The following is a 13,864-nucleotide window of genomic DNA, read 5'->3' on the forward strand; positions in this document are numbered from 1 at the left end:
AAGACATACAATAATAACGATACTTTGTCAGATAAGAAACTCGAAGAAAACAGGATGGATTGGCAGGCCAATTCACTTGACAGGAATGAAAAAGACAAGCTGAATTTATAGCTTCCCTTGTAATGTGTCTTAGCTAGGAGTCAAAGCATGTAATGGTTAGACGCCTCCGGATGAATTAATAACTCCATATGGTAGTCATTAGATTTTACATGGATTTAAAACAAGCTAAGTACTATCCGAAAGGAAATCAGAATTACAAATCACCAGGGATATGTAAAGGAAGGTCTTGTCTTAAAAAAATGAATTGGAGGATTATTATGATAACAACAGAGAGAATTGAAGCAGCAAAGGAAAAATTCGGACAGTTACTGGTTGAGCAGTTACAAAGAGTAGAGCAGATGAAAGCCCAAGGTGATTTCATTGATTATAAAGCTTTGGATCAGATCATCATCGGCGTATGCGGTGGTGACGGCATTGGTCCCGCGATTACCGGTCAGGCTCAAAGAGTATTAGAATATTTACTTGCAGATGATGTAAAAGCAGGTAAAGTAGCATTCCGAGTAATTGATGGTCTTACCATAGAGCGAAGAGCAGCGGAAAATGCAGCAATTCCTACGGCAGTTTTGGAAGAATTAAAGAAATGCCATGTTATACTAAAAGGCCCTACTACAACACCTAGAAAAGGTGATCCTTGGCCCAATGTTGAGAGTGCTAATGTGGCTATGAGAAAAGAATTGGATCTGTTCGCCAACGTAAGACCGGTGAAAATTCCTGAGCAGGGTATCGATTGGACATTCTTCCGTGAAAATACGGAGGGAGCTTATGCAGTCGGAAGCAAGGGTGTTCATGTAACCGAAGATCTAGGTGTGGATTTTACAGTTGTAACTTCTCAGGGAACCGAACGAATTATCAGAGCCGCTTTTGAATTCGCTAAGAATAACGGTAAGACAAGAGTAACTGCTGTAACAAAGGCTAATATTATTAAGACAACTGACGGTAAGTTCTTGGATATCTTCCGTGAGATAGCAAAGGAATATCCACAGATCGAGGCGGATGACTGGTATATCGATATCATGACAGCAAAACTGGTAGATGAAAAGAGAAGAAAAGACTTCCAGGTATTGGTTCTTCCGAATCTCTATGGTGATATCTTAACTGACGAGGCAGCAGAGTTCCAGGGTGGCGTTGGAACCGCAGGAAGTGCAAATCTCGGTAAAAGATATTCCATGTTCGAAGCAATCCATGGTTCAGCTCCCCGTATGGTGGATGAAGGCAGGGATATCTATGCAGATCCCAGCAGCGTAATCCGTGCAGGTGCTATGCTCCTTGCACATATCGGATATAACAAAGAAGCAGATAAGCTTTATCGTGCTCTTGAAATCTGTACGGTAAAAGAAAAGAAGCTGGTAATAACAGGAAGAAACACCGGTGCTACCAGTGCTGCGTTTGCAGATTACTTAATGGAAACAATCTCTAATATGAATTAATATAATTCACAGCTTTTGTTTGGGGTTTTTCCAATAAACTTCAGACATTTATGAGGAGGGAAATCCTTGGAAGATTTATATCTTCACAAAGAGGTGACGGATAAATATTCCTTGAGAGGCAGGGTTTTTAATAAAATCAGAGAGGATATCCTGTCAGGTGTTTATCAAGAGAATGAAGAACTAAAGGAGAATACCATCGGTGCCGAGTTGGGTGTCAGCCGGACACCGGTCAGGGAAGCCTTAAGACAACTGGAGCTGGAGGGTCTGGTTACGATTATCCCTAATAAGGGTGCTTATGTAACCGGTATTACCTCAAAGGATATCCAGGATATCTTTATTATTCGATCTTACCTTGAAGGCTTGTGTGCGAAATGGGCTTGTGAACATATTACACAAGCGCAGATAGAAGCATTGGACGAAATATTATATTTATCTGAATTCCATGCAAAAAAAAATCATTATGATCAATTGGTGGAACTGGATAATAAATTTCATGATTTGATTTACAAAGCTTCCGGAAGCAAAATACTGGATCATGTACTTTCTGATTTCCATCATTATGTTGAAAGGGTCCGTAAAGTTACGTTATCCCGTCCCTCCCGGGCGGCAAAATCCAGAGAAGAGCATGCAGCAATCCTTGATGCAATTATCAAGCGTGACGGTGAACTGGCAGAGGCTTTGGCTCATGAGCATATTATTAATACAATTAAAAATATAAGTGAACAGGGTCTGTAAACCTTAAGTGGCTGTTTCAAAATCTTCATTTTGAAACAGCCACTTAAGGTTTCGGAATTATTATCTTTTATTCAGTTTATTTGCTAGAATAACAAGCGTTATATTTAGCTACTTACAGTTCATCTTAGTACTTAGTCAACTTACAACGATGAAAGTTTAGGAAAGCATAGAAATCTAGCGATATTATTACTCAGAAGTGATTTACTCTTCGCCGGCAAGAAGCTCCCATTGCTCTAACAGCTCCTCCAGCCGTGCTTCGTTTTCCTTCTTTTCATTATTTAGTTCAATTAACTTAGAAACATCAGTATAGATTTCTTCTTTTGTAAGTAAAAGATCTATTTCTTCATTTCTCGTTTCAATCAGATGAATTTCATCCTCTGTCTTTTTTAGATCGCTTTTTCTTTTTCTTTGTCTGGCCTGTTCTTCCTTTTGTTGCTGCCAAGTAAGCTTATTATCACTGATAGAGTCCGTATCTGAACCTAAATCAGGTGATGCTATGGAAGATAGAGTAGTAGCAGGAAAACCAAAAGCTCCGGTTTTATTGGCTGTAGATACTGATTGGTTATCTTTTGATTTACCAAGATAGGCCAATTCTATCTCCGGTTTTTTCTCCAGATAATAATCATAGTTACCGATATAGTTAAGTAAAGTTTGCTCAGTCAGATCCATAATCCTTGTAGCGGTCTTATTGATAAAATAACGGTCGTGGGATACATATAACACGGTTCCGCTGTAATGGTTTAAAGCATTCTCAAGGATTTCCTTCGAGACGATATCCAGATGATTAGTGGGCTCATCAAGGATAAGTAGATTAGCCTCGGAAAGCATCAGCTTTGCTAAGGAGACCCTGCCCCTTTCACCACCGCTAATATCTTTAATTCTTTTAAAGACATCGTCTTCGGTAAATAAAAAGGCAGCTAAAATATTTCGTATGGTTGTATTATCAAGGTGGGGATAAGTATCCTGTAGTTCATCAAATAAAGTCTTGTCAGGATCAAGTACCTGATGCTCCTGATCGTAAAAACCAATTTGGACTTTAGAACCTAATTTGATTTCTCCTGCATCAGCAGCAACAAGTCCGTTAATAATTTTTAATATCGTGGTTTTACCGGTCCCGTTATTACCGATGATAGCAACCTTTTCCCCCCGCTTAATATCAAAGCTAAGATCAGAAAATAATTTTAAGTTTCCATAGGATTTTGATAATCCGGTTATGCTTAGAACGTCATTACCGCTAATAACTCTGGGTTCCAGACTAAAGTGCATCTGTGTATGTTCCGTGGGTTTATCGACCCGTTCAATCTTATTCAGCAATTTTTCGCGGCTTTCTGCCCGCTTGATGGATTTCTCACGGTTAAAGGAGCGTAGCTTGGCGATAACCTCTTCTTGATGTTTGATTTCTTTTTGCTGGTTAAGATATTGCTTCAATAAAGCATTTTGTACCATCGCTTTTTTATCAACATAAGCAGAGTAATTGCCCTCGAAGGTGGTCGCTTTGGTATGATCCAGTTCTATCACCTTGGAAACCACTTTATCAAGAAAATAACGGTCATGGGCTACCACAATCACGGCACCGTTATAATTAAGCAGAAAGGTTTCCAGCCATGCAATGGAGACTAAGTCAAGATGGTTGGTTGGCTCATCCAGCAGAATAATATCGGGTTTGGATAACAGCAGTTTACCAAGGGCGATTCTGGTTTTTTGTCCTCCGGACAGGGTATTTACTTTTTTACTAAAATCTTCTTCTGAAAAGCCCAGACCTTTTAATATACCGGTAACTTCACTTTGATAAGCGTAACCGTTTTGGGTTTCAAAATCATGCATAAGGCGGGTATAGGTGCTTAACAGCTGATTTAGTCTATCGCCTTCGGCATTTTTCATATCCAGTTCCAATGCTCGGATTTGCATATCCAGGTTGATAATATCCTGCTTTACCGTTAACATCTCTTCGTGGAGAGTATGATCGGAGGATAGATTCTGATGTTGTGACAAATAACCTATGGTGCTTCCCTTGGATAGTATAATCTCGCCTTCATCAGGAGAAAGTTCCCCCATAATGATTTTCAATAATGTTGATTTTCCTGCTCCGTTGATACCGACAATAGCAGCTTTTTCCCGTTCATTTACATGAAAGGAGACACTTTGCAGTATCTGAGTTGTACCAAAGGTCTTACTTATATTCTGACATGCTAAGATCATATAGGTTCATTCCTTTTTCTATGTGTTAAGATTTTATTATTCGTATATATTAATATCAATGTCACTGGCATTTACCGGGGCAAACTAACCGGAAAGTATATCGTACCAATCGATATTTATTGGCTTTTGATTTGGTTCTAGGAGTGTATTTCCTAACTGAGATGTTCTGGGTTCTCATTATACATAACAAGAATTATTTTAGCACATACTCCCCCGGCAAGTAAAGTAAAGATACATTGACTTATCTTTAACAATCCAATATAATATATGGTAATAGAATATACTGAGAAGGAGGTTAAATCCATGCAAAAAAAAGATATATCCAAAGCAGTTATTAATAGATTACCAAGATATTATCGTTACCTAGGAGATTTATTAGAGAAGGATGTTGTTCGTATCTCTTCTAAGGAATTAAGTGAGAAAATGAAGGTAACAGCATCTCAGATTAGACAGGATCTGAATAATTTTGGCGGTTTTGGTCAACAGGGTTATGGTTATAATGTTGAATATCTCCACTCTGAAATAGGAAAAATACTTGGACTTGACAAAAATTATAATATAATTATTATAGGAGCAGGTAATCTGGGACAAGCATTAGCTAACTACGTTGATTTTGAGCGTAGGGGTTTTTTTGTGAAAGGCTTATTTGATGTAAATCCGAGGCTAATCGGTGTGTCCATCAGAGGAGTTGAAGTTATGGATATCGATACTTTGGAAGAATTTATCAGTACTAATTCAGTAGATATCGCAGCTCTTACCGTTCCGAAAACAAAAGCAGCACAACTGGCAGCCGATTTAGCAAAGTGGGGTATCAAGGGGATATGGAACTTTGCTCCCACAGATCTTCAAATTCCAAAAGAAGTTACTGTAGAAAATGTTCATTTGGCTGAGAGTCTTATGAAACTGTCTTATCGATTGTCTTCAAAGGACAATCCTGAGGATGAGGAATAAAACAATTGGAAAAAGAGAAGGGCGGTTACCTATATGGGTAAACAAAAGAAGAAATTTGATTATAACGCCGTCGTAAAGAATAAGAAGATACCTATTCTTACTTTAGATTCCAGGTGGCATGAAGTATTCCCGAACGAAGCAAAAAATGCAAAAATAAGGGAACTGGAGCAAAGGGTAAATACCCTCCTGAAAAAACAAGGTAAGCTGGTTAATGACATAAAAGACATGAAAAAGCTAAAAAGCAGTCTATTAAAAGATATCGTAGTTAATATGGATATTGGTAAGGATTTACTTGGGAAAGCAAAGGAAAAAAAACTGGATAAGAACAAACAATTTATCAAAGAACTAAATGATAAGATTGAGAAAGCCATGGATGAATTATCAGAAATTCCTTATCAGATCAAAGAAGTTAATGAAGAATTAATGGTAGAGAGTATGGCTGTCTGCTATGAACGACTAAATCATAACAAAACTGAGCTAACCAAGGTAGCGGAATGGATTACCAAAATTCGAGAGGAACTTAAGGAAAAAATACTGTTAAAGCAAGATCTGGAAGAGAAAAACAATCTGATTTATACCAATATGCATAATCTTCTGGGTGCTGAAGTAATGGAAATATTTGACCAGGAACATAAATAGGATAATGTAGTAGTAAAGGAAAAGAAAGAGCGGTACAGGGATGATTACCGGAATCGGAGTAGATCTAATTGAAGTGGATCGGGTTTTAAAGGCCTGCGAAAAAGAAAGTTTTCTTAACAAATACTTTACACAAGAGGAAGTTAAAATGATAAAAGCCGACCGTTATAAGGCGGCGGGTAATTTTGCAGTGAAAGAAGCGGTTTCAAAGATGCTTGGAACGGGTTTTAGAGGGATTTTACTATCGGACATTGAAGTACTTCGTAATGAACTTGGAAAACCGTTTGTAACCCTTTATGGGAAAGCAGCTGAACTTGCAAGGGAACAAAAAGTCGCCACAATTCATGTGTCCATATCCAATACGAAGGATTATGCGAATGCTTTTGTCATAGGAGAAACGGAGGCAGGAGTATGAAATTTGCTTTAAATTCTAAGAGTACAAAACATATGGATGACATTACGGTCAATGAAATTAAAATACCGGCCCTTGTGTTAATGGAACGGGCAGCGCTTCAAACTGTTGAACGAATTAAAGAGAGGATAGATAAATCAAGCCGAATTTTGGCAGTATGTGGTCCCGGTAATAATGGCGGTGATGGAATTGCAGCAGGTAGAATTCTGTATTTACAGGGCTATCATGTTGCTATTCTTTTACTTTTTGATGAAGAGAAAGCGACGGAGCAAACTAAGGTTCAAATAGAAATTGCCAAGAATTTGGGAATAACTTTTGAAAACAGCAACAAGCTCCATGAATATAATATAATAATTGATGCAATCCTCGGTGTCGGTCTCTCCAGGCCGGTTACAGGTATCTATGAAAACATTATTCAGGAAATTAACCAGACGAAGAATTTGGTTTTTTCCGTTGATATACCCTCCGGTATATCGGCTGATACCGGCGCAGTGTTAAACATGGCTGTCCGGGCTGATGAGACAATTACCTTCGGAGTACAAAAACTTGGATTGTTATTGTATCCCGGTGCCGAATATGCCGGTAGGATTACCGTTGCTGATATCGGATTTCCCGAAGCAGCAATCCAACAGACAGAGCCGGATGCATTCTATTATGAAGCAGAGGATTTAGCTAAGCTTCCTATCAGATGCAATTACAGTCATAAAGGAACTTATGGTAAGGTTCTTGTGATAGCCGGAAGTAAGGGAGTTAGTGGAGCTGCTTTCTTATCCGCTAAGGCAGCATATAGGATGGGGGCTGGACTTGTTAAGGTCCTTACCTGCGCGGATAACCGTGAAATTATTCAGACATTGTTACCGGAAGCATTATTTGAAGCTTATGACAGAAATGATATGCAAAAGAGTGAACAGAACAGAGAAATATTGAAAGCATTGAGATGGGCATCTGTTATTGTAATCGGTCCGGGATTAGGTCAATCAGAAAAGGCAAATGAATTGTTATCCATCGTTATAAATGAGGCCCAAGTGCCGGTTATCATTGATGCGGATGGACTTAATATACTTGCCCGTTGGTTGGATAAACAAAGCAATGACCTAGAAAAAAGACTTGAATTAGTAAATGATTTATTGGCAGATGGAACGATTTTAACCCCGCATCTCAGGGAATTATCCCGGATTTTGGGAGAAGAGGTTTCATTTATAACAGATAATATCATTGACACTGCAGGAAGATGTTCTTATAATAGTAAGTTGATACATGTTATAAAAGATGCAAGAACAGTTGTGGCTCATAAAAATAAAAAATACATTAATATATCCGGTAATAACGGAATGGCTACAGGCGGTAGCGGTGATGTTCTGACCGGTATGATTGCAGCTATGATCGCCCAAGGTATGCCCTCCTTTGAAGCAGCTTGCTTGGCAGTTTATATTCACGGATTGGCAGGAGATGAAGCCTGTAAAGAAAAAGGACCGTATTCCCTTATGGCCGATGATATAGTAGAAGCTATCAATAAAGTATTAAAGAATTAGTATGCATCATAAGAAAAGAGTAAACGTTTTCTAGAAGGGGATGCTCATATTATGGAAGAACATATTTCTGAATTTAAGAATACAATAAACAATAAGTACCGACAGAATACACAAGTCACAAACTATTATAGAGTTCAGGCTAATATTGATATAAATGCCATTCGTCACAATATTTCCCAGATTAAAAAGAAAATAAATAATGGAACAAAATTAATGGTAATCGTAAAAGCGGATGCCTACGGACACGGTTCTGTTCCAATTGCAATGGCATTAAATGATCAAATTGATGCCTATGGAGTTGCTATCATTGAAGAGGCCATTGAGCTCAGGGAGGCAGGAATTACAAAACCCATCTTAATTCTTGGTTACACGCCCCAGGAGCTTATCAATTTGGTGGTATCCTATGATGTTACCCAGACAATTTACCAATATGATATGGCAAAGGCACTATCTGAGGAAGCTGTAAAACAGGGAAAAAAAGTTAAAATTCATATAAAAATAGATACCGGGATGAGTAGATTAGGGTTCTCAGATTCTACGAACAGCATTACTGAAATCAAACGTATTGCTAGACTAAGAGGGTTAGAAATGGAAGGCTTATTTACCCATTTTGCTAAAGCAGATGAGACAGATAAAATATACACCCTGAACCAATTAAAAAGGTTTAATGAATTTGATCAACTGCTAAAAGAAGAACAGATCGATATTCCAATGAAACATGCCTCTAACAGCGCAGGAATTATTGAAACACCTGATGCTGATTTGAATATGGTTCGATGCGGTATTGCTACCTATGGGATTTATCCATCGGAATGGGTTAACAAAAACGAAATAAAACTACGTCCTGCGATGGAACTGAAATCCCGTGTGATATATGTAAAAGAAGTAGAAGCAGGAGTCGGTATTAGTTATGGAGCAACTTTTGTAACAAATCGAAAAACAAAAGTTGCTACAATCCCGGTTGGCTATGCAGACGGTTATTCCAGAAATTTATCAAACACCGGAAAGGTAATCATACATGGTGAGTATGCACCGGTGATCGGAAGAGTCTGTATGGATCAGTTTATGGTAGACGTTACAGATATTAAGGATGTGAAACAGGGGGATACGGTTACACTTCTTGGAAAGGATCAGGAGGCATATATCAGTGTGGAGGAACTGGCAAAGTGGTCTCATTCCTTCCCATATGAATTAGTATGTACCGTTGGAAAACGAATACCCAGAGTTTACTCAGAAATAAAGTACGAATAATATTATGGAACAAATAACACTTTATGGAATACACACGAAGAAACTGGCAATAATAAGGTTAAGCCTAATATTGGAGTGTGAGTAAAGTGGTAATAAAAAGAGGAGATATCTTTTATGCTGATTTGAGACCTGTAATAGGATCTGAGCAGGGAGGTGTCAGGCCAGTTTTAATTATTCAAAATGACACAGGTAATAAACATAGTCCTACTGTTATATGTGCGGCAATTACATCAAAAATGAATAAAGCCAAACTTCCCACCCATGTGGAACTGGATGCAGATAAATATGGGATCGTAAAGGATTCAGTTATATTACTTGAGCAGGTAAGGACAATTGACAAATCCAGGTTAAAAGAAAAAGTCTGTCATTTGGATCGGGATGTATTAAAGAAAATTGATAAAGCCCTTATTATTAGTTTTTCTTTAGATACATATTTTAGATAAAAATAGAAAGAAGGAGTCATCTTTACAATGGACGAAGGCAACCCCTTATCGGGAATAGCAATTATATCTTTATTAATCATATTAAAAGCAATTATAACAAGTTTAAGTACAGCTTTATATAATGTCAATGAAAATGGTGTAAGAAAGAAGGCAGAAGGGGGAGATAGAAAATCGGTTACTCTTCTAAAAGTTCTTAAAACACCTGATAAGTATATCCATGTATCAGAACTGGTTATAAACGGTACAGGTATTTTGGCTGGTGTTTTTTATGTAGTACATTTCCTGCCTTGGATCGATAAAATGATCATAAAAAGTAGTATAAAAATAGACAGTAATATTATTACACCGGTTTTTTATGTTTTCATTACGGTGTTTCTGGTTTTCCTAATTACTTTGTTTGGAACCGTTCTACCTAAGAAAATCGCGATAAAACATGCCGATTCCATATCCTATCATGTGATGGGATTACTAAGAGCATTAAATTTCTTATTCCGTCCGTTTGTATGGTTATTGGAAAAAACCATGAATATCATTTTGTTTATATTCGGAGTCAAACCCTCTGAGTTGTCCGAAAGTGTGACTGAGGAAGAAATCATTTCTATGGTTAACGAGGGCCGTGAACAGGGCGTATTTGATGCCGGTGAGGTAGAGATGATATCGAATATCATAGAATTGGATGAAAAAGAAGCGCAGGATATTATGACACCGAAAAAGAAGATTATTGCTGTAAGTGCTGAAATGACAGTTGAAGAAGCCCTTCGGTTTATGCTTTCAGAGAATTATTCCAGATATCCTTTATATGAAGGAAATCGAGATAATATTATTGGGATTTTGCATCTTAAGGATGTGATTTGTGCATACATATCGGAGGAGCTTAAGTCAAAGTCCCTGAATGAGATAGCAAGAGAACCATATTTTGTACCAGACACACAAAATATTAATATGTTATTTCATGACATGCAGTCAAAGAACATCCATATGGCTATTGTAATCGATGAATATGGCCAAACCGCGGGTCTTGTAGCAATGGAGGATTTTATAGAAGAAATTGTTGGTAATATCCAAGATGAATATGATGAAGACGAAAAGATGGTAATATCCGTTGAAGATGATTCCTATGTTGTCAATGGTTCAATCAGCCTTGAGGAGTTGGAGGATGAGTTACATATTTCCATTGAACATGAAGATTTTGATACATTAAACGGATTATTAATTTCTATATTAGATCGAATTCCACAGGATGGGGAAAAAGCAATTTTAGAATATGCAGGATACCGGTTTAATATCCTTGAGACTATGAACAAAATGATACAATTAGTAAGGATATCCAAGCTTCCGGAACTAAGTGAGGAAATCGCAGAACCGGTAAAAGTAATGGAGTAAACTAAGTATATATAAAATCACTGCGGACGAAGAAACGAATAAAAAGATGGGACATAGGATTTCCTTAAATGTACTATTTGGAGAACTTATTCCTTGCATAGTTTGTCTGATACGAACATTTATGTATAAATCAGGCAAACTATAAAAGGGATATATACTTCAACGAGTGTGTGTAGGGAACTTATGTCCCGTCTTTTTGGATTGGCTTAAAACATTACTGAACTCAAAAAAACCTGCATAAGCAGGTTTTAGGATCACTCACATTTTGAAAAAGCCAAAATGTTCGTTAACCCAATATCGCCTACGGCGATTGTTCAGTGAAAAACACACTGAACTCAAAAAAACCTGCATAAGCAGGTTTTTTTGTTGTGTTATACAACAGGAGAGTTGTATAACTAGCGTATAATAGGGTGGGAGTAGAAAGTGTTTTATCACGATCTATGCTCTCATTATAAGAATAAAATGTGATGACTTTGTGAAGAGAATATAAAAAAAGAATGAAGAACTGAAAATTTTATAAACATAAATCTGCTTTTGATGCATGGACATTCTTTACGAATAAAATAAGAGGGTGTCTTTTTAAAGACACCCTCTTGTTATATATAATGTAGGGAGGAGGAGAGTGAAAAATTTTATCACTTTCTGGTTTTATTATAGACAATATTTATGTTCAAATTATGGATAGATTAAAGATAATTTGTGAACAATTTGGTACATATTTATGTCAATCTTGGATATAATTATGTAAAAATATGTCGGACAAACCAATTGGCGTTCAAATTTATTCCTGATATAAATAAAATAAGATGATCTATTTATAAGTATTCCGAGGTGATTTTTGCTAATGATGCAATTGTATATTTTAATTTCCTATGGTTAGAATATGCTGTATAAATAAATTGATACTCAAGAAAATTTGTTCGAATATGCTATTGTAACAAACAATTAGTTAACAAGGGAGGAAATTACTTGAAGAGAATATACTCTGTGATTTCTGTTATTCTGATTGTTTTGTTATTTGGATTAACTCTTGTTGGTTGCAGAAGAGATAATAAGGATAATCAAAATGATCAAGGAAATGACGAAGAAAACAATCAAGATTATGACCAATCAAATGATAAAGCCAATGATCAAGATGAAGATTCGTATTTTAGAGAATACTCCGCGTTTTTTGCTGTTCCGGGAAATGAACTTCCTATGAATAACCGTGTTATGAATGCGATTGCTGAAGTTACCGGAGGTAAAGTTAATATGACCTGGCTTACAGAGCAAACCGTTTCAGAAAGAATTGGTGTAATGGTTGCGGGTGGTGAATATCCTGACTTTATTGACGGATCTGCCGGTACCGCAATGTTAATCGAGGCAGGAGCATTGATACCAATTGATGAATATTGGGATGATTACCCGAATATTAAGAACTATCTTTCAAAAAATCAATGGAATAAAATACGAAAGGAAGATGGACATATCTATATCATACCCCAGTTTGGTATTATACAAGGAAAAGAAACCGCAACGAATCACGAGGATGAGGCGTTTTGGATTCAAAAAGCAGTACTGGAATGGGCGGATTATCCAAAACTTAAATCAATAGATGAATTTTTTGATATTGTATATCGTTACGTTGATGAAAATCCTGAGATAGAAGGACAATCAACTTTGGGATTTACTGTATACTCTAACGACTGGAGATATTTTGGATTGGAAAATCCGCCAATGTTCTTGGCTGGATATCCGAATGACGGTGTTTGTATCGTAGATCCTGAAACGATAACAGCATACAATTATAATACAATTGATGAAGCGTATCACTACTTTAAGAAATTAAATCAGGTCTACAACGACGGATATTTCGATGCCTCAGCCTTTACCGATTCCTATGATCAGTATATATCAAAGATCTCTTCCGGTAGAGTGGTAGGGATGGTAGATCAACATTGGAACTTTCAAACCGCAGAGGAAACCTTAAAATCAGCCGGTTTAGTTGAAAGAACTTATGTCCCGCAGCCCATTACATTGGATGCGGATACAATTGACCGTTGGTATTCACCTTCCGTCTTGGATGCTTCCAATGGTATTGGTATCAGTACAAGCTGTGAAAATCCGGAGGAGGCGTTACAATTTATAAATGATTTATTATCTCCTGAAGTTATGATATTAAGATATTGGGGAGAAGAAGGTATAGATTACTTCGTAGGTGAAGATGAAGTGTTCTACCGAACAGAAAAACAAAGAAAGCAAAGAGAGGATACCAAATGGGTTGGTGAAAATCTCTGCTCCTATGATTACTTCCCTCATTATGAAGGTATGCTAGCAGATGGTATTAATACTGTAAAACCTTCTGAGCAGCCCGGTGAGTTTCGTAAAACATTAACAGAAACGGATCGTAAACTACTAGACGCATATGGATTTATTAACTTTCTTGATTTTTTAAATACAGATGTAGAAAATTCAGACTGGTTTCCGATGTGGTCTTTTACAAATACATGGACCGGTGAGACTGATTATGGTATTGCTAAGATTAAGATGGATGAGATAAAGCATGAGTGGCTACCCAAGGTGATTATGGCCTCAACAGCAGATTTTGATAGTACTTGGGAACAATATCAGAATTTATTGACGACTGAGGTAGATTTGGAAGTATATGAAGCTACTTTAACAGAGGAGGCTCGAAGAAGAGTTGCAGTTGCACAAGGGGTAGACAGAGTAGAATAATCAAGTCAAATAAGCAGAGGTTATAGCAATCCAATCCATAACCTCTGCTTATTTGTTAGAACGAACAATCAATCACAAATGAATGTTCTTGAAAAATTATAAATAATTGTGTAGAATTAA

Annotated in this window: 11 protein-coding genes; 10 read left to right on the plus strand and 1 reads right to left on the minus strand. The window is 37.1% G+C overall.

Annotated elements, in window-relative coordinates; translation table 11 throughout:
* Positions 1-317 precede the first annotated feature (317 nt).
* On the plus strand, positions 318-1,487 hold the full coding sequence (locus tag I5677_RS15060) for an isocitrate/isopropylmalate family dehydrogenase (protein ID WP_197662472.1): 1,170 nt from the start codon (positions 318-320) through the stop codon (positions 1,485-1,487).
* 66 nt (positions 1,488-1,553) lie between these two features.
* A complete protein-coding gene (locus I5677_RS15065) occupies positions 1,554-2,222 on the plus strand; it encodes a GntR family transcriptional regulator (protein WP_197662473.1) in 669 nt (222 codons plus the stop codon).
* A 201-nt stretch (positions 2,223-2,423) separates the two neighbouring features.
* On the opposite strand, the gene abc-f is transcribed toward I5677_RS15065, so the two are convergent.
* Positions 2,424-4,421 carry a ribosomal protection-like ABC-F family protein gene (gene abc-f, locus I5677_RS15070; protein WP_197662474.1) on the minus strand — a complete coding sequence of 666 codons (1,998 nt, stop codon included), beginning with the start codon at positions 4,419-4,421 and terminating at the stop codon, positions 2,424-2,426.
* A gap of 303 nt (positions 4,422-4,724) precedes the next feature.
* On the opposite strand from abc-f, the gene I5677_RS15075 reads away from it, so the two are divergent.
* From I5677_RS15075 to I5677_RS15110, 8 genes are all read left to right on the plus strand, one after another.
* On the plus strand, positions 4,725-5,372 hold the full coding sequence (locus I5677_RS15075; RefSeq protein WP_197662475.1) for a redox-sensing transcriptional repressor Rex: 648 nt from the start codon (positions 4,725-4,727) through the stop codon (positions 5,370-5,372).
* 33 nt (positions 5,373-5,405) lie between these two features.
* Positions 5,406-6,011, plus strand: a complete 606-nt coding sequence (locus I5677_RS15080) for a hypothetical protein (protein WP_197662476.1) — start codon at positions 5,406-5,408, stop codon at positions 6,009-6,011.
* A gap of 40 nt (positions 6,012-6,051) precedes the next feature.
* On the plus strand, positions 6,052-6,423 hold the full coding sequence (gene acpS / locus I5677_RS15085; protein WP_197662477.1) for a holo-ACP synthase: 372 nt from the start codon (positions 6,052-6,054) through the stop codon (positions 6,421-6,423).
* Positions 6,420-7,952 carry an NAD(P)H-hydrate dehydratase gene (locus I5677_RS15090; protein ID WP_197662478.1) on the plus strand — a complete coding sequence of 511 codons (1,533 nt, stop codon included), beginning with the start codon at positions 6,420-6,422 and terminating at the stop codon, positions 7,950-7,952. Before acpS ends, I5677_RS15090 begins: the two co-directional genes overlap by 4 nt.
* A gap of 51 nt (positions 7,953-8,003) precedes the next feature.
* Positions 8,004-9,203 (plus strand): alanine racemase, encoded by a 1,200-nt coding sequence (alr, locus tag I5677_RS15095; protein ID WP_197662479.1) that lies wholly within the window; start codon positions 8,004-8,006, stop codon positions 9,201-9,203.
* An 86-nt stretch (positions 9,204-9,289) separates the two neighbouring features.
* Positions 9,290-9,646, plus strand: coding sequence for a type II toxin-antitoxin system PemK/MazF family toxin (locus tag I5677_RS15100; protein ID WP_197662511.1), 357 nt, complete (start codon positions 9,290-9,292; stop codon positions 9,644-9,646).
* 27 nt (positions 9,647-9,673) lie between these two features.
* Positions 9,674-11,029 carry a hemolysin family protein gene (locus tag I5677_RS15105; RefSeq protein WP_197662480.1) on the plus strand — a complete coding sequence of 452 codons (1,356 nt, stop codon included), beginning with the start codon at positions 9,674-9,676 and terminating at the stop codon, positions 11,027-11,029.
* A gap of 969 nt (positions 11,030-11,998) precedes the next feature.
* A complete protein-coding gene (locus tag I5677_RS15110; protein ID WP_197662481.1) occupies positions 11,999-13,744 on the plus strand; it encodes an extracellular solute-binding protein in 1,746 nt (581 codons plus the stop codon).
* Positions 13,745-13,864: the final 120 nt, after the last annotated feature.

Origin of the sequence: Mobilitalea sibirica (assembly GCF_015999265.1) — a bacterium.
In the GTDB taxonomy this organism is placed as follows: Bacteria; Bacillota; Clostridia; order Lachnospirales; family Lachnospiraceae; genus Mobilitalea; species Mobilitalea sibirica.

Coding starts and splice junctions, on each gene's coding strand:
- I5677_RS15060 (WP_197662472.1), top strand. CDS start 318: ATGATAACAACAGAGAGAATTGAAGCAGCAAAGGAAAAATTCGGACAG.
- abc-f (WP_197662474.1), bottom strand. CDS start 4,421: ATGATCTTAGCATGTCAGAATATAAGTAAGACCTTTGGTACAACTCAG.
- I5677_RS15075 (WP_197662475.1), top strand. CDS start 4,725: ATGCAAAAAAAAGATATATCCAAAGCAGTTATTAATAGATTACCAAGA.
- I5677_RS15080 (WP_197662476.1), top strand. CDS start 5,406: ATGGGTAAACAAAAGAAGAAATTTGATTATAACGCCGTCGTAAAGAAT.
- acpS (WP_197662477.1), top strand. CDS start 6,052: ATGATTACCGGAATCGGAGTAGATCTAATTGAAGTGGATCGGGTTTTA.
- I5677_RS15090 (WP_197662478.1), top strand. CDS start 6,420: ATGAAATTTGCTTTAAATTCTAAGAGTACAAAACATATGGATGACATT.
- alr (WP_197662479.1), top strand. CDS start 8,004: ATGGAAGAACATATTTCTGAATTTAAGAATACAATAAACAATAAGTAC.
- I5677_RS15105 (WP_197662480.1), top strand. CDS start 9,674: ATGGACGAAGGCAACCCCTTATCGGGAATAGCAATTATATCTTTATTA.